Consider the following 23,890-nt stretch of genomic DNA (forward strand, 5'->3'; position numbering starts at 1 on the left):
GTTTGCGTCGCTGGTTTCGGAGTGCTCCAAAGAGAAAAATCGCCGCACTCCTACTGATCTTTTGTCTGCTTCCCTCCCTCGTACCGGCACAGGCCGCTTCAAAACCGCCTCAGGTTCGCGCTGCTTCCTACATCGTGATGGAGTTCCAATCCGGCCGGGTGCTGGCGGAGAAAGAAGCGGATGTACCTCGTCCGCCGGCCAGCATGACCAAGATGATGGTGGAATACATCGTCATGGAAAAGGTTCGGCGAGGGGAACTTCATTGGGAAGATCAGGTGACGGTAAGCAAGCACGCCGCGGGTGTGAACGAGGCCCAAGTGAATTTGGTGCAAGGTGAAAAGCGGACCGTATTGGAGCTGTTTACGGCCATGTCGGTCTATTCGGCCAACGACGCGACCGTTGCCTTGGCCGAAAAAATCGGCGGGAGCGAAGAAGCGTTTGTGGAATTGATGAACCGCAAGGCCCGGGAATTGGGAATGACCCGGACGCATTACCACAATGCGACGGGGCTGGACAACCATTTGTATGACGATCCGCCCAACGTGCCGGGCTCCCATGTCATGTCCGCCCGTGACTGTGCGCTTTTGGCACGTCGGTTGTTGAAAGATTATCCGGAAGTGACCAAGATCATTTCCCAACCGCGTATCGTGTTTCGAAAAGGGGAATCGCGCCAACAACGTCTGACCAACTGGAATCTTATGTTGCCGGGACTCAAATTTTATTACCCCGGCGTGGACGGATTGAAAACCGGTCACACCAGAAACGCGGGATATTGTTTTACCGGAACCGCCGTGAAAAATGGGATGCGGTTGATCACCGTTGTGATGGATACACCGGCCGAAAGCACCCGATTTACAGCCACGAAGCAACTGTTGGATTACGGTTTCGGCCAATTCACCCTGAAAACGATTCTTGCGGGCGGGCAAGTGATACCAGGATACGAACGTGTGCCGGTAACGGACGGTGCGGTGCCCGAGATTCCACTGGTGACAGATCGTCCTGTCGTGTTTCCGGTTGAAAAAGGCCAAGAGGGCCGGTTCGACTTGCAAGTGCATTACATAAAAAAACTGGAAGCACCGCTTCGTGCCGGAGAGGTAGTCGGTACACTGCGAATTTTGTATGATGGGAAAGAGATGAAAAATCCAGATCCCATTCCCGTCAAGGTTCTTCAGGATGTGGAAAAAGCCAGCTGGTGGGAGCTGTTTTTCCGGAAAATCGGTGAGGAAGTCAGTGGTCTGTTTTCCTGATGATGACAACCGGTGAAACCGATTTGTCGACTATCGTCAGGATGTGTCTGATCAAACAGCCTTTTCCCGGCAAGTAACTTCTCTTTGTGGGGATGGGTTGATCAGTCATCCCGGGGGTTGGTCTCTCACAGCTCCACGGTTATTTGGTATAATAAATATACTGAGTGCGAGAATACAATCAACGATCAAGCATACATGCATTGGATGGAGACCCATCGGGATCGGAAAGAGCAGGGGGAGAAGCAATGGCTGAGAAAACCGTGATCACAGGTACGGACCGTGTCAAGCGCGGCATGGCCGAAATGCAAAAAGGCGGCGTCATCATGGATGTCGTCAATGCCGAACAGGCCAAAATCGCGGAAGCCGCCGGCGCGGTGGCCGTCATGGCGCTGGAGCGCGTCCCGGCAGATATTCGGGCCGCGGGCGGCGTGGCGCGGATGGCGGACCCGACCGTCATCGAAGAAGTGATGAATGCGGTGAGCATTCCGGTCATGGCCAAAGCGCGCATCGGACACTTCGTGGAGGCACGTCTGTTGGAAGCGCTGGGCGTGGACTACATCGACGAGAGTGAAGTGCTCACGCCGGCGGACGACGTGTACCATATCGATAAAACGCAGTTTACCGTGCCATTCGTCTGCGGAGCGCGGGATTTGGGCGAAGCGCTGCGCCGGATCGGAGAAGGCGCTTCAATGATCCGGACCAAAGGGGAACCCGGCACCGGCAATATCGTCGAAGCCGTCCGCCATATGCGGATGATGCAGAGCCAGATCCGCAAGGTGCAATCGATGTCCCGCGATGAGCTGATGGCGGAAGCCAAACAGCTGGGGGCGCCGTATGAGCTGTTGTTGCAAGTGCACGAAACCGGGCGCCTGCCGGTCGTCAACTTCGCCGCAGGCGGTGTGGCGACACCGGCGGACGCGGCGTTGATGATGCACCTGGGTGCCGACGGCGTCTTCGTCGGTTCGGGGATTTTCAAATCGGAGAATCCGGAAAAATATGCCCGTGCGATCGTGGAAGCGACGGCGCACTACGAAGATTTTGAGCTGATCGCCCATCTTTCCAAAGGGTTGGGCGGCGCGATGACGGGAATCGAAATTTCCCGCCTCGCCAAAGAAGACCGCATGCAGGAACGCGGCTGGTAATGGGAGGAATGGCACGATGAAAATCGGGGTGCTCGCTTTGCAGGGAGCCGTTCGGGAGCATCTGCGTCTGTTGGAAATGGCCGGCGCCGACGCGGTGCCGGTGAAACGGTCCGACCAGCTGGCCGATCTGGACGGCTTGGTCATTCCGGGCGGGGAATCCACCACCATCAGCAAGCTGATGCACAAATACGACCTTGTGGAGCCGGTCAAACGGATGGCCGAAGCGGGGAAACCGATGTTCGGTACCTGCGCCGGTCTGATCCTGCTGGCCAAACGCATCGAAGGGACGGATACCCACCATTTGGGTTTAATGGATATCGCCGTGGAACGGAATGCATTCGGCCGTCAGCGTGAAAGTTTTGAAGCCGATCTGAGCATTCGCGGGGTGGCCGATGACTTCCGTGCGGTGTTCATCCGGGCGCCGTACATCACACAAGTGGGTGACGGAGTGGAAGTATTGTCCGAGATTGACGGAAAAATCGTGGCGGCCCGCCAAGGTCACCTGCTCGGTGCCGCATTCCATCCTGAGCTGACTGATGACGTACGGGTACACGCCTATTTCGTGGACATGGTCAAGGAATCCCTGCAAGTCCCGACGGTTTAAATGCGGGATGTTGGATGATAATAGGATAGAAAGCACCAAAGCAACCGTGGATTCAACACGTGAATAACCGGCATCCAGATGTGCCACGGAAATCCATCTGACATATGCCAAATGCGCTGATGAGAACAAGTACCTTCATTTTGGCGGTTACAGAGAGGCGGTGGGTGGTGCGAACCGTCCCGCCGGATGAAGGGAATCCCTCTCGGAGCAGGGCGTGAAAGCGCGGACCCGTCAACGGTTCCGTGCCCGAAACGCTTCCGTCAGGCGGAACGTTACTCCGTCGGAGAGCGGGCCGAAACGGTGGGAAACCATCCTTTTCGGTCAACAAGGGTGGCAACGCGGAACCTTCCGTCCCTTCGGTGGCGGGAGGTTTTTTATTTTTGGATTGGGAGGTTGATCGTGCATGCTGGACATGAAACTGTTGCGCAATCGGTTTGATGAAGTGAAAGCCAGGTTGCAACATCGCGGAGAAGATATCAGCGGGCTGGATTCCTTTCAGCAACTGGACGAAAAGCGAAGGGAACTCCTGCGACAAACCGAGCAGTTGAAAAACCGGCGCAACACGGTTTCCCGGGAAATCGCCCAAAAGAAAAAAGCGGGAGAAGATGCCACCGCCGAGATTGAAAACATGAGGCGGGTCGGAGACGAGATCAAACGGTTGGATGAGGAACTGCGTCGAGTAGAAGCGGAATTGGAAGACATCCTGTTAACCATCCCCAACCTGCCACACGAAAGCGTGCCGGTGGGGGACAGCGAGGAAGACAATGTCCCTGTCCGCCATTGGGGAGAAGTACCCCGCTTTGATTTTGAACCGAAACCGCATTGGGAAATTGCGCAAGCGTTGGATATCCTGGACTTTGAGCGTGCGGGTAAAGTGGTCGGTTCCCGCTTCGTCTTCTACAAAGGGGCGGGTGCCCGGCTGGAACGGGCACTGATCAACTTCATGCTGGATCTGCACACGGAACAACATGGGTACGTGGAGATGATACCACCTTATATGGTGAACAGGGAGAGCATGACCGGTACGGGTCAGTTGCCCAAATTTGAAGAAGACGCGTTCGGCGTGCGGGATACGGATTATTTCCTCATCCCCACGGCAGAGGTGCCGGTAACCAATTTTCACGCCGGGGAAATCCTGTTGGAGGAGGAGCTGCCGATCCGATATGCGGCGCTCAGTGCCTGCTTCCGTTCGGAGGCCGGTTCCGCCGGACGGGATACCCGCGGGTTGATTCGTCTCCATCAGTTCAACAAAGTGGAGTTGGTGAAATTCGTCCGCCCCGAGGATTCCTATCAGGAGCTGGAGACATTGGTGGAGGATGCGGAAAAAGTCCTGCAGCTGCTGGAATTACCCTACCGTGTATTGAACATGTGTACGGCCGATCTGGGATTCACCGCCGCAAAAAAATACGATTTGGAAGTCTGGTTGCCCAGCTCGGGAACCTACAGGGAGATTTCCTCCTGCAGCAACTTTGAGGATTTTCAGGCCCGTCGGGCCAACATTCGCTTTCGCCGCAACCCGAAAAGCAAGCCGGAATTCGTCCACACACTGAACGGTTCGGGATTGGCGCTCGGGCGGACGGTAGCGGCCATTTTGGAAAATCATCAGCAGGCCGACGGCAGCGTGCGGATTCCGAAAGCGCTCCAGCCCTACATGGGCGGAAAGGAATTCATCCGTCCGGCGGGACAGTGACGGAAGGAAAAGCAGGGATGAACGTGAAGGGGGGACCGTTTTCCCGGTGGTATTTCCTTACATACCGCAACGGGAAAACAGGTCCCATTCCTTTCTCAATAAATCTCTCTGAACCAATCTGGGGGATTCGACACTCCCCAAGGCTAAAGCACCAGAGGCACTCCCTTTGGTCGCCGTGGGATTCCCCTCCCTTGTCCGATCAGTAAAAATCTTCTCGCACCCATATTGTTGAAGCGCATCCAATTTGGAACGGGAGATGATCCGGGAGAGAAAGCAAGCCCGGTTTGGCGGCGGCCCGCGCACGGGGGAGGTTAGGCGGACGGCCGCGGGTGATGGATGACAGGAAACTGAAAATGGCTCAATCTCTTATAAACGACCCCAATCTTTCCATTCAGGAGATTTGTGAAACGCTTCAGGTGTCCAAGGCGACACTTTATCGGTATCTGGGTAAGAAAAAACCGTCCAAATAAAGGACCGGAGGAGTTTAGTTCCAATGGATGGAATCTGCTTTACCCCTAATGACAGCTTTACCTGATCCGAATTTTTCAGCGAATTGCCATTAACAATCATTATTGGAAGGTCATTTTAATGCTGACCACTTCCGGTTGGTTGCCGATTCGTAACGGTGGACCCCATGTACCGTAACCTGATGATACGATGAGGTGGTAGGTCCCTTTCTTTAGCAGGCCCCAATCCAGTTCGTAGACTAGCCCGGTTATCAGGTTAGCGGGAAATATTTGTCCACTGTGGGTATGTCCAGACAGTTGCAGATCGATGCCGTTTGCTTCGGCCTCTTTCAGATCAACGGGCTGGTGGTCCAATAGAATTAAGGGCTTGGAAGAATCAATCCCCTTGATTAAATCTTTCAGTTCCATCCGTGCCGGTACGCTGTGTCGATTGGGATCGTCTCTCCCTATGAGATAAAAGCTGTCTCTGACGCTGACATAGTTGTCCTTTAAGACATGGATCCTTGCTTCTTTCAAGTATCGCATTAATGCACTGTTATCATCGCGCAGATCACGATCATGGTTCCCGGGAACAGCGAATGTTCCGTATGGTACTTGTATCTGCGCCAAAACTTCAGCTAATTTTCTGGCTTCTCTCTGCGGGAGACTCCCATCCGTTATATCTCCAGCCAGCACAACGATGTCAGGCTTGATTTCATGAATCATTTCGATCAAGCGGTTAAGCCGTTCAGTATCAATAATGGGGCCATAATGAATGTCAGAAATCATGGCTATTTGGAGTTGCTGCAGGGGGCCGGCATCTTTGTCTACCGTAACATGATATTCTGTTATTACCGAGTTGCGGGCATTCCAACCGCCATAAGCCACGGTACCCAAAACGAGGATGACCACCACGACACCCAAAGTCAGCGGCGTCTTTGGATGTTCCTTTATGACCGCGGGTACAAAATTGACCCATTTATCAATCAGCCTGAGTAAATCGATCGTCAGGAGCAACAAAAAAACATACAAAACAGCCACCATCGAATACCCTCCCCAAATGATGAACCAGGGCGCGATGGAGGCAGGTAGAACATCCTCTCCCAGTTCTGCTACGGGGAAGGGCAAGACCAATAAGAAGAAAACAACCAAATAAAGTGTCCGGTTAAAACAGGAAGCCGATTTGCCAAGAGTATTCCATCCCTTGCGGCCTATGTAGTAACACATCACACCATATAACACTAAAAATACAGTTATAATGAGACCCCACACGTTTGTTGATCCCCTCCGTGGTATAGTTCGAGATAATATTAAACAGGGCGTAGTGAATAGGATCAGATGACTTTCGTGAATCTTTTGGTTGATATTGCGTGTTATTTTTTATTATAGGCGTACTTCATCCAAAGCGAAATACTGTGCCAAATGACGAGAATTCAAGCGGTCTGGGAAAAAAGACGGTTCGGGGAACTGCTCCAAAGCGGTTCCCCACTCGCGTTCCCCATGTTTCTGTCGAGTGACTCCGGGGTGTGTTTGGTGATTCGCTCAGGCGGCAACATTTTTACCCGAGGGGACCCCTTGTGTTACCACCAAACAAGCTTTCTTTCGGTCTCAAAAGTCAGTATCAAAATCACAGTCTCTCAATAAGGGTGTATTTGGATCTCAAGAACCGAAGGAATCCAACGGAGATGCACCAAAAATGAATCCTTCACAAGTGAATCCGCCACAGGTGAGTCCGCCACAAAGGGTGATTGCATGACCATACATACTCCAGGGGTAGACGTTCATTCCATCAAAGGGCGATGATTTCCTGTTCGCAACATGGTGGTACCCAACCGGGGCGGAGAAATTACATGTCCCGGAACCAAGTCGGACTGAACAAACGCCGTTCATGTGAGCCTGCCAGAAATACACCCACCGAAAATACAGCCTCCCCAATTGAAACTCCCCAATGAACGCCTTTTAAGTGGAAAAATGTCCTGAGATGTTGATCTCAGGACATTTTCTTTCTCTGATGTTGCTGACAAACCCATACGCGGGCTCGGTCGGGATGGTGGGTCGTCACTGATCTCACGACTTCACCCGCCCCGGTTTTCGTTCCCCTCTACCGGGAACGACCGACTGCATCCGATCATAATACTTCAGCAACGATTCTCCCGCCGGTTCAACGGTGATAACCGTATCCCCGTCCCTGTTGTGTCCGATGAAGATCCGGTAATGATGGGAACCTTTGCTCGCGCGGATGACTTTGGGAGCGTGTTCCGAATATACCAACCAGTCCTCTCCCACCAGCCGGACGATCTGGTTTCGATAGACCACGTCGGTCGAAAAATCGTCGGCATCGATGGTGTATGCCGCTTTTTCTCCGGTCGATCGGGAGGGATCGGGTACGGCGCTATCGGGTATGGGGAGATTCCCCATTTTTTTCAGTTGGGTGAATTGGAATGGAGTTCCCTGATTGGAACAGCCCCACAAAAAGATGAATAGCAAAATGAATAACAGAGGAAGCCACCAGATCCTTTTCACTCGATCAGCACTCCTTCCACAAAAATGAGTGGAGAGACGGGAATATGATTTCCCGTCTCCCTTTTTGCCGCATTATTTCGGGGGGACGAAAGGACCTTGGCGATTGGCCTGATCCAACTCCCACATATAAACGGTGAAACCTCTTTGGTTAAGCACATCGGAAATGTCAACATCTTTTTTGTCTTCCGTGTGCTGCGTCCTCTTTCTGACGATGCCATCCGCCACCATGATAATGGCCGTATGGTCCACATCCGGGTCGTTGCTGAAGTTGATGTTGATGACATCACCGATGTCCAAATCGAGGGGGTTGTCGGTCAATTTGGCCCGGACTTTCATATGTTGGAAAAAGTTGTTGGCGCCTCCCCAGGTATGGCTGGGGCCGAGTAACCACCAGTCATTGTAATACCAGTCGTATTCAGGAGGCAGCATTCCCCCGTACCATTCCACCATACCGCCCTTCTGCAGGGCTTGCGAGACGAAGTTGGTGCAATCATTCCAGCATTCTGGATTTTCCTCGTTGCAGTCGTGATACCAATAGTAAAAGCCGTATTCTTCGTTGTTGCGGCCGTCCCACCATTGATGGGCATAGTCCACGGCGGCTTTTCTATCATAGGGATAGATGGTCTCCTGGGTGGTCACCTTTCTCTTTTGCTGGTTTTTCATGATGGTTTCTCGATCCACATCGACGGGAAGCAGGGAGTGCAATGTTCGTCGTTCCTTGTCACTCAGTCCTTTTCCCTGTTTGATTTTATCCTGAAATTTTTTGATCTGCTCGTTTTTCTTAATATTTTCATAGCGATCGATGAACCGGACGAAATCGACGATCTCATCCCGGTCGTCCTTTGGCAATTCACCGGGTGCAGAGCCCAATTCAAAAACAAACGCCTGAAAGGCCGGATCGTTGATGTCCGCCTTGATGTTCTTGCCTTTTTTTCCGCCAGTTCTTCGATGACAGCCATGGTCTTGGCGTATTTGGCCTTCGCCGAATGTACTTCCGATGGCTTCGGTTCCGGATAGTATGAGATTTCCGGAAGCTTCTCATGAGTGAGCGCCGTCTCGGGAGCCTTCGTCTTTTCAGCCGAAACCGTTGACACCTGCCGGCAGAGCGAGGGTGACAAAAAGCGCGGACACGATCAACCCATACACGAATCGTCCCAACCCTAATCACTCCCATATTATAGTTCTATTTCCTGCAAATACATATTAACATGAGTAGAACTGAAGTGCTATTTTAAAAATGGGACTTTTTCTGACAAAAATCGACATGATGAAAACGATTGCAATCCGGTTTCATCGTGGCAAGTTTTAAAAGTGGAGAGATTCCTTTTTGTAACGGTAATGTGGAGTGAAGTTGCCGGAGGGTCCTTCGCAAAAACAACGTTTCAAGAATCCAGTGTTCATTGACGCAACGGTGTTGATCAATGCTGCCTCCAGCCCGGTTGGGCAGTTGGACGCTGACGGGTTGCTTTTGTTTTCGGATCAACAAAGCTTGCGTGATCGCGTTTGATTTGACATTCTTCCGGGCAACGTCGTTTCTCAACCCTTGACAATTTGACGTGTTTGAGTATAATGACATCATGTCTTCATCTATCATGGAGAGGTGGTCGAGTGGTTTAAGGCAGCGGTCTTGAAAACCGCCGAGGGCTTACGCCCTCCGTGGGTTCGAATCCCACCCTCTCCGCCAATCGGGAAGAAGCCGTTCTGCTCATGCAGAACGGCTTTTTTTGACTTGACATCATCATATTCGGTTTCGGGAATGAAATGCTTTCATCGTGGAAAGCAGGAGCGGGAAAATTGTCTGGGGTGCACAAGCTCAAACGGATGTAAAAGACCCAAGCACATCAGGTATTTTCTTCAGTTTGGAGACAGGGTTCGGGAATGACTGAACGTTCCGATTGGATGCGGAGCCGTCTCGATGACGGCTCCTTTTTTTCACGATCTTTTCGGCTTAAACGTGTGACAATCGGTTTCCTCGGAGTTTGCTGCCTGCTCTCCTCGATGGCTGACGACATAGATCCGATCGGCTTTGCATTTGTTGCCTTCGCCCCAGTAAGTGCAATTGTTGACTTCGCACAGTACGTCTCGCGCCATGCTTGTCACCCCTTTGCTTGGACGTATGTTTATTGTTCACGATCCGGCCGCAAATATGACGGTGATTTCAGGAAGTATTTCCGAAACTCGGTGTCAAGGGCGCACCCTGATGCTTTTTACCACATAGGATGAGGGTGTGGGGCAATCGCCCAGAACCAACAGGAGATCATCGGCATGGAGGGATGGGAAACCCATGTGCGGCATCACGGGATGGATTGACTGGAAACGGGATTTGCGAAAACAGGTCGCGATTTTGGAGACAATGAACCAAACCCATTGTCATCGCGGACCGGATGCGGAGGGAAAATGGGTATCCCGGCACGCGGCATTGGGTCATCGACGCCTGGCCGTCATCGATCTGGAAGGGGGAGCCCAGCCGATGGTCCGGCGGAGCGGGGAACGATCATACGTCATTGTATACAATGGAGAACTGTACAATATGGACGAACTGCGCCGGGAGTTGGAGCAATGCGGCCACCGCATGGAATCGCGATCCGACACCGAGCTGGTATTGCGGGCGTACATGCAATGGGGACCGGCATGCATGAGCCGGTTACGGGGAATTTTTGCCTACGCCATTTGGGATGAAGCGGAAGAACGACTTTTTCTGGCGCGAGACCGTATCGGTGTAAAACCTTTGTTCTATGCGGTACGTGATGGCGCGTTTCTGTTTGGTTCCGAGCTGAAATCCCTGTTGGCACATCCCGATGTGGAGCCGGTCATTGACGCTGAGGGGCTGGCCGAAGTGCTGGTAATGTCACCGGCGCGAACACCCGGCCACGGTGTATTCCGGGGAGTGGAGGAATTGCGCCCCGGATGGTGGATGATCGTCAACCGGGACGGAATCCGCAAACAACCGTATTGGACATTGGAAAGCCGGGAACACAGCGATGATCTGCCGACCACGATCGAACGGGTACGGTCGTTGTTCCAGGATACGGTTCGACGCCAATTGGTTTCCGACGTGCCGGTGGGAACGATGCTGTCCGGCGGATTGGACTCCAGTGCCATTTCCGCCTGGGCGTCCCGGGTGATGGAAGAGGAAGGTGCCGGCCCCGTGGATACTTTTTCCGTCGACTACGTGGGAAATGACCGACATTTCACGCCAAACGAGTTTCAGCCCAATGCCGATGCGCCTTGGGTCAAACGGATGAGTGAATATTTGGGGTCTCGTCACCACGTCATCGAAGTGGATTTACCGGAATTGATCAAGGCACTGACGGATGCCGTTCGGGCACGGGATCTGCCGGGGATGACGGATGTGGACGCTTCGCTTCTCCTGTTTTGCAAGGAAATCAAACAGACGGCCACGATGGTGCTTTCGGGTGAATGTGCCGACGAAGTATTCGGGGGCTATCCATGGTTTCACCGACGGGAAATGGTGGAAGCGGCCACGTTTCCTTGGGCGCGCATGACGGATCAGAGGGTCCGCTTCCTCTCTCCGGAGGTGACTCGCATCACTCATCCTGTCGAGTATGTACAGGAACGGTATCGGGAAGCGATTGCCGAAGTACCCGCGCTTGACGGAGAAGAGGGTTTGAACGCCCGTATGCGGGAGATGTTTTACCTCAACCTCACGCGTTGGATGCCGACGCTCTTGGACCGCAAAGATCGCATGAGTATGGCGGTCGGATTGGAAGTGCGGGTGCCGTTTTGCGATCATCCGCTGGTGGAATACATGTGGAACGTTCCATGGGAATGGAAGGCATTGGAGGGAAGGGAAAAGGGACTGCTCAGACGGGCATTGACCGGTATCCTGCCTGATGACGTGTTGTGGCGCAAAAAAAGTCCCTACCCGAAAACGCACGATCCGGGTTATTTAACCGCTGTGGTGGATCAGGTCCTGCAATTGCTGGACGATCCGCAATCCCCGTTGCGTGATCTCTTGGATATGGAAGCGGTTCGATCATTTGCCCGTTCCGATCTTTCCAAGGTTCATCTTCCCTGGTTCGGACAACTGATGAACGTACCGCAATTATTTGCCCATTGGTGGCAATTGGATATGTGGATGCGCGAATATGGCGTGTCGATCAAGGTATAGATGAACAAACGGAAGCGTCGGATGTGAGCAAAACCGTTTTGCCCGGAAGCAAGAACGAACCGGCAGTACCGCGGCCCCCGCCCTTCGATCACACCGGAATACATCGGGGGCCGGTGCAGATTGTTGCGGATGTGTTCATGCGTCTTCTCATTGGATGTATGTCAGTCAGTCTTTTCGGTGGGTGTACGTCAGTTGGCACGAAAACTGGTTCATGTCCGGTTTCATCTTTTCCCCACTCCCAAATTGTTATGCCGTTGGAGAAGGCCTCCCTCTCAAAGAGTGAATAATATGAGGTGAACGCTTGAGTTTTCCCTGCTGAGCGTTTCTCTGTTTTACGTGAGGATGAAAAAATTCTTGACCGTTTTTGTCGAAACCCTTCCATGATACGAACATATGTTCTATAATAGGGGTACAAATTACCCTCGTGAAGGGGGATGGCCATGGAACGTTGGATTCAACTAATGGCCGCCATTATTGCGCTGTTTCGTTTGGTGTTGGAATTGCGGGAACTATGGGGGCGTCGGCAAAAACGGTCCAATCGGAGAAAGAGAAAGTGACACCTTCTCATTCCCTGTATCGGTTGCAGGAAAATTTCCAATGTGGTAGAATAAACTTTGACCTTATGCGCCCGTAGCTCAGCAGGATAGAGCAGCGGTTTCCTAAACCGCGTGTCGGAGGTTCGAGTCCTCTCGGGCGCGCCACTTGGTATAAGGAGGCTCCATGACTTTGTGATCGTTAGTGGCGGTGTCACTGGGTGCCATTGGAGTGGTCCTTCTCATTTTGGATGTTGTCACGGGCTATACTCTGTTGTTCAAATGGGGAATGGGTCTGCTTCAAAAGCGGTTCATGCGAAAAATTCACGAGTAAACAGCCCGTTTCGTAACAGAGAAAAGGGTCGCCACCAAAGTCATGGCAGTGAATGAAGTGAGTTACCACGCCCCGGATGAAGCGAGAAGTACGCCCCGTCGGCGATGGGGTTTACGGCAATGGTCTTTGAACGACAACAGCCCCGAACTTGTCTCGGGGCTTTTTTCGTTCGTTCTAGGCCCTGACTGGCTCCTGTTGCAATAACCGGTCAAAATACGGGGTGAAGGCCGAGTCTCCGGAGTAGGATACAAACAAATAGTCACGGGCCCTTGTCATCCCTATGTACAGTAAGGAAGCTTCTTGGGCCGGATTGACTTCTTGATGGTGAAATGGCATACTGTCTACGCCCGCCACGAAAGCTGCCTTGAAGTCCAGTCCCTTGCTGCTGTGTATCGTGCAGATCTTGACAGCTGCTTCATCTTTGTTGAAATTCATTTTGGTGTCTCTGCTTTCCGATATCCAGTAATAGGGAATGTCCCTTTGTTTCAGGTGTTGTTGAAGGAGCCGCACAATCGGGTATGATTGATTGTTGTAGCGATATACAACGGCGATCTCCTCGTAAGGGACCCGTTTTTCATAGTGCAACCGTTCGATCTGTTGTGCCACCCATGCCAATTCTTCCGAGAGGGATGCCGCTTTGTGAATGACGGGTGTATCGCCGGGACGTTGAGAGCTTTCAGGAGGGATCACCTCCATATCGTCCCCCTGATCGTGGTCAGCCAACCCGTGTGTTTGATAAAAATCCCATGCCATCTGGATAATGGGTGCGGTGTTGCGGTAGTTTTTCTTCAAAACACGGGAACGTCCCCGAAAGCTCAAACCAATATCCTGAGCAAAGTTTCTCCGGCGGGAGTAGACGGTTTGGGCGCGATCCTCAACGATCAAGAGGGACATCGTTTCCGGATTGAGCAGTTTCACCACCAGTTTCAACCATTCGCTGGAAAAATCCTGTCCTTCGTCGATTAACACTGCGTCATATTGGGGAAAATGCTCCACACCTTTTTCCAAGCGTTTGAGAACGTCAGGGATTTGTTCATCTTTCGAAATCCCGAACACCTCCATCAGCCACTGGTGAAAATGTCGGACCGTGATTCGACCGCGGTTCGGGGGCGGGGTTACCATCGAATCTGCGCTGAGTTCGCCGATATTTTCCCGCAATTTGTGCTGGATCATTTGATCGATGAATCGAGCCAAAGCGATATTGTAACACAAAACGAGAATGTGCCAATCCGGATGAGACTCAGCCAGGATCTTGGCTCGACTGGCCAGAATCAGCGTTTTTCCACTTCCCGCCACGCCGCGAATCAATCGATGTTTGTCCCCGATCTGTTTGGCCAGGTTCTCCTGCTGGAGATCCATCACTTTTACATCGTCCAGTTCCACCAGTGCATACCGGGAACCGGGTAATGGACGGACAGGTTTATATTCCGCACTGATTCGCACTTCAGGAAAAAGATGATAACGAATGGTCCGGATGTCCTTTTGACTTAAGGGAACATGCCGGAACGACGCAACGAACATGTTTTTGATTTTTTGCAACAGATCCTTGGGAGAGAAAGATTCACTTTGCGGGTCGATGTCATCACGTGTCAGGCACAGTTTTGGATTCAATACATCCGCGAGGGCATGTTGATTCAGATCCTGTCGGGTGAGACGGGTCATTACGACACCGTAACCGTAGGGAAATTTCAGACGATGCTTGTATTTTCCTTCCAGTTGTATCAAGCTTTTGTCCCGCTCCAACAGGCTGGCGATCCGAAAAGCATATTCCCTCGCTTGTTTCAACGGACTTTTCCGTACAGTCAAACCGTTGGAGGTTTGGACAAACCATTGGTCCGGATTCAATCGGTGCAATGCATTTTTGGTGTAGTCTTTCACTTCCAGAACAACCATCCCCAGATCGGGGCCGATCAGGACAAAGTCCGGGCGCATGCCTTGGATGTCCGGTTCGTAATAGACAATGTAATCGTCGGGTAAAAAGTGACGCAATACTTGAAACAATAGCCGTTCACCTGCGGTGACGGTTGAAGGGAGCTTCTCAGGTACACTTTGGGCCATAAGATGTTCTCTCCTTCACTAGTATCAGAAGGTTATAAATAAAAAATCAATCCATATTGTATCATTTTTATTTGACAGTTCAATCGAACTGATGCTCCCCATCCATAAAATCAGACGATTCCTAAAAAGAGCGTGTCCCGTAAGGAGGCAATGTTTTCCCAGGCGAGCGACTTACCAAGCCCAGCTGAGCGAAGATCCGGGAAGCGCAGGGATTGAATCGCGGGCAATACCCTCTAAGCGAAGCGTACTTTGCCCGCGGCCTGCGCTCCGGGTCGAAGCGGCCATAATCTGCTTCCCAAAAGGGCGCAGGTGGAGCGAGCCGGGAAAGCAATGTGGACAGTATTCACCAGACAGCCTTAGTGCTAGTGCAGAACCTTTATTCCTGATATAAAATAGGACATATCCGTAATATATGGAGGTTTATTCGAGCATGCGTCATGAAACGATTGATCTTATCTTCGATGCGGCCGTCGAAGTTTTTGCCGAATACGGATTTGAACGGGCAAAAGTGGACGATATCGCCATGAAGGCGGGCATCGCCAAAGGAACAATATACTATCATTTCAAAAGTAAGGAAGAACTTTTCATCGCTTTGATGAACGAAGGTTTGGAAAAAATGCTGGATCGCGCACAAATTGAGATGGAACGAGCGGTGTCACCTCGGGAGCAGCTTCGTCGCATGTTGGCGGCTCAAGTGCATTTTTTGATTGGACACGGGACGTTCACCAAGCTGTTGTTGACAGAAGTATGGGGGTCCAAGGAACGACAGCAGGCGTTTCGGACTCGCATCCGTCAATACACCGACCTGATTGAGCAGGTTTTGCGCAACGGAATGAATCAGGGCATATTCCATTTAGCCCATCCGAATGAAACAGCCGCTTCCATTTTTGGGGCCGTCAGCGTGGCGGTTTTGCACACGATTTATCGTTGTCAGGATCAATCGGGACAAATGGAGGCGGAAATCTCCAAAATCATTGACACTTTGGAACATCTGTTGTTTACGGGGATCACCGCTTGAGTTGGATTGGTGTTTTTTGAGGTTGCAAATTTTAAAAGATGAAGTATAATGACATTTGTACTGACCAGTCAGTATACCGTGATGGGGAGGATGAGCCAATGAGAAGAAAAAAAACCGCATGGAGATGGCCGAAAACGTACGGTCTGGTGAACATGTGGGAAAAACCTGGCTTGCGGTTGGGGTTGTTGGGAATTATCTTGGTTCCCGTCATTTACAGTTTTATTTATCTGTGGGCATTTTATGATCCTTATGCAAATGTGGACCGCCTCCCTGTCGCTGTGGTCAATGAAGATCAGGGAGCGGTGACGGATGGAAAGGCGATCCGTGCCGGTGATGATCTGGTCAAGGAATTGAAGAAGGAAAAAAAATTGGATTGGCATTTTGTTTCACGCAAAGAAATGGAGAAAGGCTTTCGGGAAGACCGCTATTATTTCGGTGTTGTCATTCCACGGGATTTTTCCCGCAGGGCGGTCAGTGTGAACAGTGCCGCTCCGTTGAAAGGGGAATTGGCGTTTTATATTGATGAAGGAAAAAACTTCATTTCCTCCCAAATCGGCCGCAAGGCTTTTTTGGCCATGGAAGGAGAAATCCAGCGACAATTGACGGAGATGTACGCTCGTGGGATGTTGGATAAAATGAAGCATTCCACCCAAGATTTGGCCAAAGCCGCCGATGGAGCCGGAACATTGGCCGATTCCACCGGGCAGGCCGCATCTGCCGGTCGAAAGATCAATTCGGGAGTCAAACAGTTGGAGCAGGGAGCGCAGCGATTGAAACAAGGCGGTACCCAGCTGGACAGCGGTGCACAAGGATTGGCCCAGGGCGCTGCCCGGGCTGGCGATGGAGCCGGTCAATTGGCTGCCGGAGCGGAACGCCTGAATAACGGAATCCATCAATTATCCCAAGGGATTCAACGGGGGGCGGAAGGAGCCGCCCAACTGCAAGAAGGTGCTCGGCAGGTGAAGGACGGTTTGCAGGAAGCCTCTCGGAAAGTAAACGACGGATTGTTGCCGGGTTCCGCGCAGGTAGCCGATGGAAGCAAAAAAATGGAGGAAGGAGCCGAACAGGCGCAAGCGACATACCAACAATTGCTCAAACGCTATCCTTGGCTGAAAGCAGACCCGGACGGCATCAAGCTGGCAATCATTTTGACGGGAATGCGCGATGGCGGACAGCGGTTGTCCGCTGGAGCCGATCAATTGCATCAGGGAGTGGCGCATTTAAATGACGGATTGAGCCGCTTGGCCGACGGTCAGGATCGTGTGGTTCAGGGAACCGAACAATTGCACGACGGGATCGTCCAACAACAAGCGGGTGCGGCGCAATTGGCGTCCGGATCGTCGCAATTGGCCGGGAAATTGCGTGAGCTTCAACAGGGAATGGCCAACCTGATCTCCGGTATCGGTCAATGGCGAGACGGACTCGGTCAATGGGTCGACGGTCAGAAACAGCTGACGGGCGGACTGTCCCAACTGGATGAAGGTACCGATCGGTTGAGCGACGGATTGACTCGTATCACGGATGGACAAATCCGATTGGCTCACGGATTGGAAGAGGGGACGGACAAAGCCCGCGACCAGTTGCGTGGGGGCGACGCCAAAGCCAAGATGATGGCCGATCCGGTCGATATGAAGGAAGACCGATTGAACCCGGTGCCCAACTATGCGACTGCCTTGACTCCGTATTTCCTGTCGCTTTCCCTGTGGGTGGGCGGCTTGATTCTGTTTACGATTCTGGATCTCTACCGGTCTCCGTTGGAGAAACAACAACGCATCTCCTGGATAGCGGGTGGACTGATCGGTGTCTTGCAAGCGGTCGTGGCTACCACTGCGCTGACGAGGGGGTTGGGGATTTCTCCGCAACATCCTGTGGGAATTTACGCGTTTGCGATCCTCATGTCGTTTGTGTTTATCGCGTTGAATCAAATGTTGGTACTGTTGTTGAACAACGTGGGCCGATTCTTGTCCATTTTGCTGTTGATGCTGCAATTGGCCTCCAGCGGAGGCACCTATCCCGTCGAGTTGTTGCCGGCCTTTTTCCGTCACATCCATCCCTACCTGCCGATGACCTATTCTGTGGAGGGACTGCGTGCCGCCGTTTCTACCGGAGATGTCAGCGTATTGACACGCGATGCCTGGATTTTGGTCGGATTTGGGGCAGGTGCTTTGCTGGTCGTGGAATTGTACCGCGTGTGGCAGGGATTTCGCCTGCAACGGATAAAACAAGCGGAAGCTGGCGTGTAGGAAAAATCTGTATCGATTGGAGTAGAAAAACCTGTTTCCCGTGAAACAATACCGGCTGTTGATGAAAAGTATTTATATGATTGGTTTCAGGGCGTGTCTAGTCATTTCAACAGGGGCAATGTTTTTCCATGACTTTCTCAAGCTTGACTGAGCAGAAAACCGGAAGAGCGAGAGAATTCATTCGCGGGCAATTTTAAGAAAACCCAGCCCTTCAGGGTTGGAACGAAAGCGAGCGTCGAATGCGGGAGGGCTTGGTCCCTCTCGCAAGTCCGACAGCATGTTGGTGCAACCAAGCCGAGAAGTACGCAAACACTGGAAACGGCTATGCAAGCAAAAAAACTCATGAGATGACAATCACCCGGGCTTGGATGAAGCCATCGTGGATGGATGTAGGGTGCCACGCCGGATGAAGCGAGAAGCCCACGACGACAAAGGGGGTGACCAGTGGAACGGAAGCAGGCACTGAGCGCCGCATATCGGATCGGCAGCTCCTCCTCCGACAGGATTTCCCCGGCGTGAAAATTACCTCTGCCGTGGGGATGAGGAAATACTCCGTATCCCGCATGCCGAACGCGTCTTCTTCAAATTTGGGCAACTGACCCGTACCGGTCATGCTCTGCCTGTTCAGAGTCGGGAATCGGAGATTTCTCAACCATCCCTCCATTCTTCGGCACCGCTTTTTTTTTTTTTGCGCATCTCCTCCTTAAATCGTAATTTTTCCGTTTTACAAATGGTGGTGAGTGGCGTATAATCATCGGTGACCAGGATTATTCAAAAGATGTCAAAGGTGGGTATCCAAAATGAAAAAGATCGGTTTCGGTTTGTTGGCCGTTCTGCTTTGTAGTTTGACGGCGTTGGCGGGATGTGCCAAGCCGAAGGCGGCCGATCATGCAAATGGTAAGATCGCGGTATATGCCAGCATTTATCCGCTCGCCTATTTTGCGGAACAAATCGGAGGAAATCGGGTTGATGTCCGTACATTGGTTCCGCCCGGAACGGAACCGCATGAATTCGAGCTGTCGACTCAGGATATGGCCCGATTGAGCCAAGCGGATGTGTTCATTTACAATGGTGCGGGATTTGAAGCATGGTCTGAACAAGCCAAACAGGCGCTCGATCCGAGTCGGACGTTGCAGGTGAATGCGACCAAAGGAGTCCCGTTGCTTAAGGCCGAGGCGGAGCATGCCGATCATGGTGAACATGAGGAGCATGGACACGGGCACGAAGGTGTTGATCCGCATGTTTGGCTCGATCCGAAGCGCGCCATGATTCAGGCACGCAACATTCGGGACGGTTTGATCCAAGCCGATCCGCGTCACAAAGCGGAATATGAAGCCAATTATGTGAAATTGCAACAACGTTTGAGCGAGTTGGACCGGGAATATGCGGATTTGGTGAAACGCACTCCCGTCAAGACATTTTTGGTTTCTCATGCGGCATTTGGATATCTGGCGGATCGCTACGGGTTGCAACAAATCGCCATCGCCGGTTTGTCTCCGAGCGATGAACCCAGTGCCAAGGAGTTGCAGGCGTTGATCGAAACGGCCAAACGGAAAAAGGTGCGTGCCATCTTTTTTGAAACACTGGTCAATGCCAAAACAGCGGAAACCCTGAAAAGGGAAATCGGAGCGAAGGCCTCGACGCTCAATCCGCTGGAAGGGTTAACGCCGGAGGAGATCAAACGCGGGGAGGACTACTTCACGATTATGGAGAAAAACCGGAAGAACCTGGCTCAAGCGTGGGGGGTCCAACCATGACGGATATGATTCGGATGGAACGCGTTTATTTTTCGTATCAAAATGAAAAAGTGTTGGACAATGTGAGCCTGACACTGCATCAGGGAGAGTTTTTGGCCTTGGTCGGGCCGAACGGCTCAGGAAAATCAACGCTGGTCAAATTGGCGCTCGGTTGGCTCAAACCGCAAGCGGGCGAGATTCAACTGATGGGACAGGACATCAGGCGGTTTCGCGATCGCGACAAGATCGGCTATGTCTCCCAAAAAGCCAATAGTTTCAATTTGGGGTTTCCCGCGACCGTTTTCGAAGTGGTGGCCACAGGATTGTACGGGAAAATGGGTTTGTTCCGTTGGATGGGAAGAAAGGAAAAACAAAAGGTGTATGAAGCGATCGAGCAGGTGGGTTTGAGTCATTTGTCCCACCGCAACATCGGTCGCCTTTCCGGGGGACAACAACAACGTGCGTTTATTGCACGCGCGTTGGTAAGTGATCCCGACCTGCTGATATTGGATGAGCCGACCGTTGGAGTCGATGCCGAATCAGTTGAGCGGTTTTATCGGTTGCTGACACATTTGCACCGGGAAAAGAAGTTGACGCTGTTGTTGGTCACGCATGATATCGGTGCCGTCACCACCTATGTGGACCGGATCGCCTGTTTGAACAAGCGGATTTTCTTCCATGGCGACCCGGAGGAATTTACCAGAAAGCAAAAAGAGATTCTGACGGCCGCCTACGGCCACGAAGTGCAGTTGATTGACCACCAGCACGAGACAACAGAGGATAAGTCCTTGTTCGTCGGTACATGAGAATGGCAGCGAGGAGGGAAGCGCGTATTGGGGCGTGTTTGAATACAAGTGGTAAAATAGAGGGTGAACGCCCTGATGGTGCGTAAATGATGGAAGCAATGTGGCAATATGAGTTTATGCGGCATGCATTGCTGGCCGGGGTCATCATTGGACTGATCTCTCCATTGGTCGGCGTGTTTTTGGTAGTCCGCCGGTTGTCGCTGATTGCCGATGCATTGTCACATGTGACACTGTCCGGGATTGCCGCCGGCTTGCTTTTGCAAAGGGAAATTCCTTGGTTTCAATCATTCAATCCGCTCTATATGGGAACCGCTTTTTCCGTGGCGGGTGCATTGTTCGTCGAGCAGTTGCGTCGGTTGTATCGTTCGTATCAGGAGCTGGCGATTCCCATTATTCTCTCTGGCGGGATCGGACTCGGTGTGGTACTGATCAGTGCCGGAGACGGGTTTAATGTCAACGTCATGGGATATTTGTTCGGTTCCATCATTGCCGTTAACGATGAAGATGTGAAGTGGGTCGTGGTTGTCGGGGTCATCGTCGTATTGACGATCGCGCTTTTGTATAAGGAACTGTTCGCTCTCTCGTTTGATGAGGAGAGCGCGTACCTCTCCGGGATCCCCCGTCGCGGAATCAATTTGGTTTTTATCCTGTTGGTCGCACTGGTGATCACGGCATCGGTGCGTGTCGTGGGCATCTTGCTGGTCTCGGCGATGATGACCTTGCCGGTGGCCGCCAGCTTGCAATTGGCGCAAAGTTTTCGGCAAACGGTTTGGCTCTCTGTACTGTTTGCGGAGACGTCCGTGATCATTGGATTGATCTGTTCTTTTTACTTCGATTTGGCCCCTGGTGGCACGATCGTGTTGATCGCCGTTGGATGGCTGTTGTTGACGATCCTGTTGAAACGAATCCGACAGATCGGATGGTACCGTTGGATAAAACGGGAACAAGCGTCCGAATGAACCTTTTTCCAACAATGGGAATGGGAGCGGATCGGGATGGATTATCGACGTGCTTTGGAGAAATTGAAGGCAAACGGGTATAAATACACGGGCAAACGGGAAATGATGGTGCAGCTGTTCGCTGAAGAGAACCGCTATCTGTCCGCCAGGGAAGTGTTGGACCATATGCAGAAAGCCTACCCGGGCTTGAGCTTCGACACGGTGTACCGCAACCTTTCCCTGTTCGAGGATCTGGGTATTCTGGAAGGGACGGATTGGGATGGGGAGCGGCGGTATCGCTTCCGTTGCGAAGGCGATACACACCATCACCATTTGATCTGCACCGTTTGCGGACGGACGCGAAAATTGGAGATTTGTCCCATGAACGCCATCTTGGGTCAACCCGAGGACTTCCACATCACAGGTCATCGTTTTGAAATTTACGGCCGTTGTGCTGACTGTGACCAAAATTAAAGCATCAGGAGCAGAACCCACATGAACGCGGAGTATGAAAAATGGATGAAGGCTGCCATCGAGGAAGCAGAGAAAGCCTGGAAGATCGGGGAGGTACCGATCGGAGCGGTGATCGTCAGAAACGGCGAGATCATCGGCCGTGGGCATAATCTGCGTGAGACGGCCAAAGATCCCACGTTGCACGCGGAGATGATCGCCATTCGTCAGGCGGCGGAACGGCTGGGCGGATGGCGTTTGATCGGTTGTTCCTTGTATGTGACGCTGGAACCGTGTCCCATGTGTGCAGGCGCGATCGTACAATCCAGAATCGAGAAGGTTGTATTCGGTGCCTCTGATCCCAAGGCCGGATGTGCGGGTACATTGATGAACCTGCTGGAAGATGAACGGTTCAACCATCAGGCCGAAGTCATTCCCGGCGTCATGGCTGAGCAGTGCGGTTCGCTGTTGACTCATTTTTTCCGTGACCTGAGAGAACGGCGCAAACGGTAAAGGAGTTCGTTGGATGGATTTCCCCTTGACTTCCCGGCAGTTTACCCTTAAGATTATGTATTGTCCAGTACATCAAGCATCCTTGTGGAGAGGTGTCCGAGTGGTTGAAGGAGGCGGTCTCGAAAACCGTTGTACCGGTATTCCCGGTACCGTGGGTTCGAATCCCACCCTCTCCGCCAGATCCAAGATGCGAGGGAGTCACCCCGTTTGGGGTGGCTTTTTTTTATGGTTGGTCATCGCTATTGCCCTGAACGCTCCATCACCTTTCTTGGAAATACCGTTTATCCCATCCATTGTGAATATTTAAATGGAAGGGGTATGGGCCAAATCGGGTATGAGAAGCGTTTGTTTTTGGTGCTCGACGGGGCTCCTTATCCGGATTTCAGGTGATTTTCAGCTTGTATTCAAGGGCATTTCAGGTTCAGATAGCATAATGAAACCGTGGCCAAGCCAAGAGAGACAATATGGGCCACAAACAGCATCCCATGTTGCACAGGAAAGGAGGGGGACGTCTGGTCTGGCCGAAGTTGAACTGAATTTGGACATCCATACTGATGCATAGATGAAACCATACCGAATCATCCCAAAAGGAGGACAAAAACATGTTGGTAAAAGCGGCGGTTGCAAAAGCTTTGGTAGGGACAGTGTTGGGAACCATGGTCGCAACGGGTTCTTTGGCACCGGATCATACAGCCCATGCTCAACACCACACGGTCAAAATTGAAGCAAAACAACAGGTACAAACGTTAACAAAGGAACGGGCAAAACTCATCGCGTTGAAATACCACAAGGGAACCGTAAAATGGGTTAAATTGAAAAAGGAAAAAGGGAAGGCTATTTATCACGTTTGTATTAAGGGAAAAGACGGTAAAGTGCGGCTGGTGAAATTGGATGCCAAAACCGGGAAGCTCTGCAAATAAATTATCCGACCAGTTCAGCTGACACGTAACCAGATCTGTCGAATACCCGACTTTGGTGATCAGCAATCATTTTTTGTACGTGCGATCGTCTTTAGCAAATCCTACCCTCTCATTGTAAAAGCGGAGAAAATGTGTTACCATATAAGAACCGCGCTAGACGGGGAACTTGCGGTGCCCTGTAACCCGCAATCCGCATAGCGGGGTCGAATTCCCGTCCTGAGGCCTTCTCCGTGTGGGGTCAGGTCTGGGTAAGCGATGTTGAGGATTGGGTCCTGCGCAACGAGAACTTCCGAACCGTGTCAGGTCCTGACGGAAGCAGCACTAAGGAAGACCTCTCGTGTGCCGCAGGGGTGCCTGATCTGAGTCGGTTGCCCAGGAGCCGCCCGGACGGAAAGGTCGAAGGCGGGTGCGCGGTATACATAAGCGGGAAAGCATGGTGTCTCTGTAGCATGCCATGCTTTCCCTTTATTTATATGTAAAAAGGTATGTGAAAAACAGACGTCAAAAAATTTCCATTCTTAGGAGGAAGATGCATTCGGAACGAGAAATAAATTGTA

At 51.8% G+C, this 23,890-nt stretch carries 19 protein-coding genes, 3 tRNA genes, 1 other RNA gene, 2 pseudogenes and 1 other annotated feature; of the genes and pseudogenes, 18 read left to right on the plus strand and 7 right to left on the minus strand.

Annotated features, from left to right (window positions below; genetic code table 11):
- Positions 1 to 2: 2 nt before the first annotated feature.
- The 5 genes from JQC72_RS01450 to JQC72_RS16345 all read left to right on the plus strand — a co-directional run bounded on the left by JQC72_RS01450 (position 3) and on the right by JQC72_RS16345 (position 5,153).
- A complete protein-coding gene (locus JQC72_RS01450; RefSeq protein ID WP_205492346.1) occupies positions 3 to 1,247 on the plus strand; it encodes a D-alanyl-D-alanine carboxypeptidase family protein in 1,245 nt (414 codons plus the stop codon).
- Positions 1,248 to 1,492: 245 nt separating this feature from the next.
- Positions 1,493 to 2,389: a pyridoxal 5'-phosphate synthase lyase subunit PdxS gene (pdxS, locus tag JQC72_RS01455; RefSeq protein ID WP_205492347.1), complete on the plus strand. Its 897-nt coding sequence runs from the start codon at positions 1,493 to 1,495 to the stop codon at positions 2,387 to 2,389.
- A 16-nt stretch (positions 2,390 to 2,405) separates the two neighbouring features.
- Positions 2,406 to 2,993 carry a pyridoxal 5'-phosphate synthase glutaminase subunit PdxT gene (pdxT, locus tag JQC72_RS01460; RefSeq protein WP_205492348.1) on the plus strand — a complete coding sequence of 196 codons (588 nt, stop codon included), beginning with the start codon at positions 2,406 to 2,408 and terminating at the stop codon, positions 2,991 to 2,993.
- Positions 2,994 to 3,100: 107 nt separating this feature from the next.
- Positions 3,101 to 3,352 (plus strand) — a binding site (T-box leader).
- A 44-nt stretch (positions 3,353 to 3,396) separates the two neighbouring features.
- The gene (serS, locus tag JQC72_RS01465) at positions 3,397 to 4,683 is read left to right on the plus strand and encodes a serine--tRNA ligase (protein ID WP_205492349.1); all 1,287 of its coding nucleotides are present in this window, start codon (positions 3,397 to 3,399) and stop codon (positions 4,681 to 4,683) included.
- Positions 4,684 to 5,036: 353 nt separating this feature from the next.
- Positions 5,037 to 5,153, plus strand: coding sequence for a helix-turn-helix domain-containing protein (locus JQC72_RS16345; protein ID WP_302104413.1), 117 nt, complete (start codon positions 5,037 to 5,039; stop codon positions 5,151 to 5,153).
- 99 nt (positions 5,154 to 5,252) lie between these two features.
- On the opposite strand, the gene JQC72_RS16690 is transcribed toward JQC72_RS16345, so the two are convergent.
- From JQC72_RS16690 to JQC72_RS01485, 3 genes are all read right to left on the minus strand, one after another.
- Positions 5,253 to 6,401, minus strand: a complete 1,149-nt coding sequence (locus tag JQC72_RS16690; RefSeq protein WP_205492350.1) for a metallophosphoesterase — start codon at positions 6,399 to 6,401, stop codon at positions 5,253 to 5,255.
- A gap of 795 nt (positions 6,402 to 7,196) precedes the next feature.
- Positions 7,197 to 7,652, minus strand: coding sequence for a hypothetical protein (locus JQC72_RS01480; protein ID WP_205492351.1), 456 nt, complete (start codon positions 7,650 to 7,652; stop codon positions 7,197 to 7,199).
- A 72-nt stretch (positions 7,653 to 7,724) separates the two neighbouring features.
- Entirely contained in the window at positions 7,725 to 8,522 is a 798-nt protein-coding gene (locus JQC72_RS01485) for an amidase domain-containing protein (RefSeq protein ID WP_205492352.1), read from the minus strand.
- Between the two features lie 724 nt (positions 8,523 to 9,246).
- On the opposite strand from JQC72_RS01485, the gene JQC72_RS01490 reads away from it, so the two are divergent.
- Positions 9,247 to 9,336 (plus strand) — tRNA-Ser (locus tag JQC72_RS01490).
- A 248-nt stretch (positions 9,337 to 9,584) separates the two neighbouring features.
- Here the strand turns inward: JQC72_RS01490 and JQC72_RS01495 are convergent.
- Positions 9,585 to 9,743 carry a DUF1540 domain-containing protein gene (locus JQC72_RS01495; RefSeq protein ID WP_205492353.1) on the minus strand — a complete coding sequence of 53 codons (159 nt, stop codon included), beginning with the start codon at positions 9,741 to 9,743 and terminating at the stop codon, positions 9,585 to 9,587.
- 193 nt (positions 9,744 to 9,936) lie between these two features.
- Here JQC72_RS01495 and asnB point away from each other — a divergent pair, with 193 nt between their 5' ends.
- Complete coding sequence (gene asnB, locus JQC72_RS01500) at positions 9,937 to 11,784, plus strand: asparagine synthase (glutamine-hydrolyzing) (protein WP_205492354.1); 1,848 nt, start codon at positions 9,937 to 9,939, stop codon at positions 11,782 to 11,784.
- Here the strand turns inward: asnB and JQC72_RS01505 are convergent.
- Positions 11,679 to 11,927 (minus strand): annotated as a pseudogene (locus JQC72_RS01505) (FAD-dependent oxidoreductase); the annotation flags it as partial. The gene asnB and the pseudogene JQC72_RS01505 sit on opposite strands and share 106 nt — an antisense overlap.
- Positions 11,928 to 12,408: 481 nt before the next feature.
- On the opposite strand from JQC72_RS01505, the gene JQC72_RS01510 reads away from it, so the two are divergent.
- Positions 12,409 to 12,485, plus strand: a tRNA-Arg gene (locus tag JQC72_RS01510).
- A gap of 340 nt (positions 12,486 to 12,825) precedes the next feature.
- On the opposite strand, the gene JQC72_RS01515 is transcribed toward JQC72_RS01510, so the two are convergent.
- Entirely contained in the window at positions 12,826 to 14,709 is a 1,884-nt protein-coding gene (locus JQC72_RS01515) for a 3'-5' exonuclease (protein ID WP_205492355.1), read from the minus strand.
- 430 nt (positions 14,710 to 15,139) lie between these two features.
- Between JQC72_RS01515 and JQC72_RS01520 the strand changes: the two genes are divergently transcribed.
- Entirely contained in the window at positions 15,140 to 15,727 is a 588-nt protein-coding gene (locus JQC72_RS01520) for a TetR/AcrR family transcriptional regulator (RefSeq protein WP_205492356.1), read from the plus strand.
- A gap of 98 nt (positions 15,728 to 15,825) precedes the next feature.
- Positions 15,826 to 17,970, plus strand: a complete 2,145-nt coding sequence (locus tag JQC72_RS01525; protein WP_205492357.1) for a YhgE/Pip domain-containing protein — start codon at positions 15,826 to 15,828, stop codon at positions 17,968 to 17,970.
- Between the two features lie 413 nt (positions 17,971 to 18,383).
- Here JQC72_RS01525 and JQC72_RS01530 read toward each other — a convergent pair.
- Positions 18,384 to 18,598, minus strand: a pseudogene (locus JQC72_RS01530) (serine--tRNA ligase); the annotation flags it as partial.
- Positions 18,599 to 18,770: 172 nt separating this feature from the next.
- On the opposite strand from JQC72_RS01530, the gene JQC72_RS01535 reads away from it, so the two are divergent.
- The 8 genes from JQC72_RS01535 (at position 18,771) to ffs (ending at position 23,747) form a co-directional block, all read left to right on the plus strand.
- Positions 18,771 to 19,727, plus strand: coding sequence for a metal ABC transporter substrate-binding protein (locus tag JQC72_RS01535; RefSeq protein WP_205492358.1), 957 nt, complete (start codon positions 18,771 to 18,773; stop codon positions 19,725 to 19,727).
- The gene (locus JQC72_RS01540; RefSeq protein ID WP_205492359.1) at positions 19,724 to 20,512 is read left to right on the plus strand and encodes a metal ABC transporter ATP-binding protein; all 789 of its coding nucleotides are present in this window, start codon (positions 19,724 to 19,726) and stop codon (positions 20,510 to 20,512) included. The genes JQC72_RS01535 and JQC72_RS01540 overlap by 4 nt, the downstream gene beginning before the upstream one ends.
- Before the next feature lie 86 nt (positions 20,513 to 20,598).
- Complete coding sequence (locus JQC72_RS01545) at positions 20,599 to 21,471, plus strand: metal ABC transporter permease (RefSeq protein WP_205492360.1); 873 nt, start codon at positions 20,599 to 20,601, stop codon at positions 21,469 to 21,471.
- A 36-nt stretch (positions 21,472 to 21,507) separates the two neighbouring features.
- Positions 21,508 to 21,924, plus strand: a complete 417-nt coding sequence (locus tag JQC72_RS01550) for a Fur family transcriptional regulator (RefSeq protein ID WP_205492361.1) — start codon at positions 21,508 to 21,510, stop codon at positions 21,922 to 21,924.
- 21 nt (positions 21,925 to 21,945) lie between these two features.
- Entirely contained in the window at positions 21,946 to 22,413 is a 468-nt protein-coding gene (gene tadA, locus JQC72_RS01555) for a tRNA adenosine(34) deaminase TadA (RefSeq protein ID WP_205492362.1), read from the plus strand.
- 86 nt (positions 22,414 to 22,499) lie between these two features.
- Positions 22,500 to 22,592 (plus strand) — tRNA-Ser (locus JQC72_RS01560).
- A 423-nt stretch (positions 22,593 to 23,015) separates the two neighbouring features.
- Positions 23,016 to 23,333, plus strand: coding sequence for a PepSY domain-containing protein (locus tag JQC72_RS01565; RefSeq protein WP_205492363.1), 318 nt, complete (start codon positions 23,016 to 23,018; stop codon positions 23,331 to 23,333).
- Positions 23,334 to 23,481: 148 nt separating this feature from the next.
- Positions 23,482 to 23,747: signal recognition particle sRNA large type (gene ffs, locus JQC72_RS01570), an RNA gene on the plus strand.
- Positions 23,748 to 23,890: the final 143 nt, after the last annotated feature.

Origin of the sequence: Polycladomyces zharkentensis, assembly GCF_016938855.1 — a bacterium.
Classification (GTDB): domain Bacteria; phylum Bacillota; class Bacilli; order Thermoactinomycetales; family JIR-001; genus Polycladomyces; species Polycladomyces zharkentensis.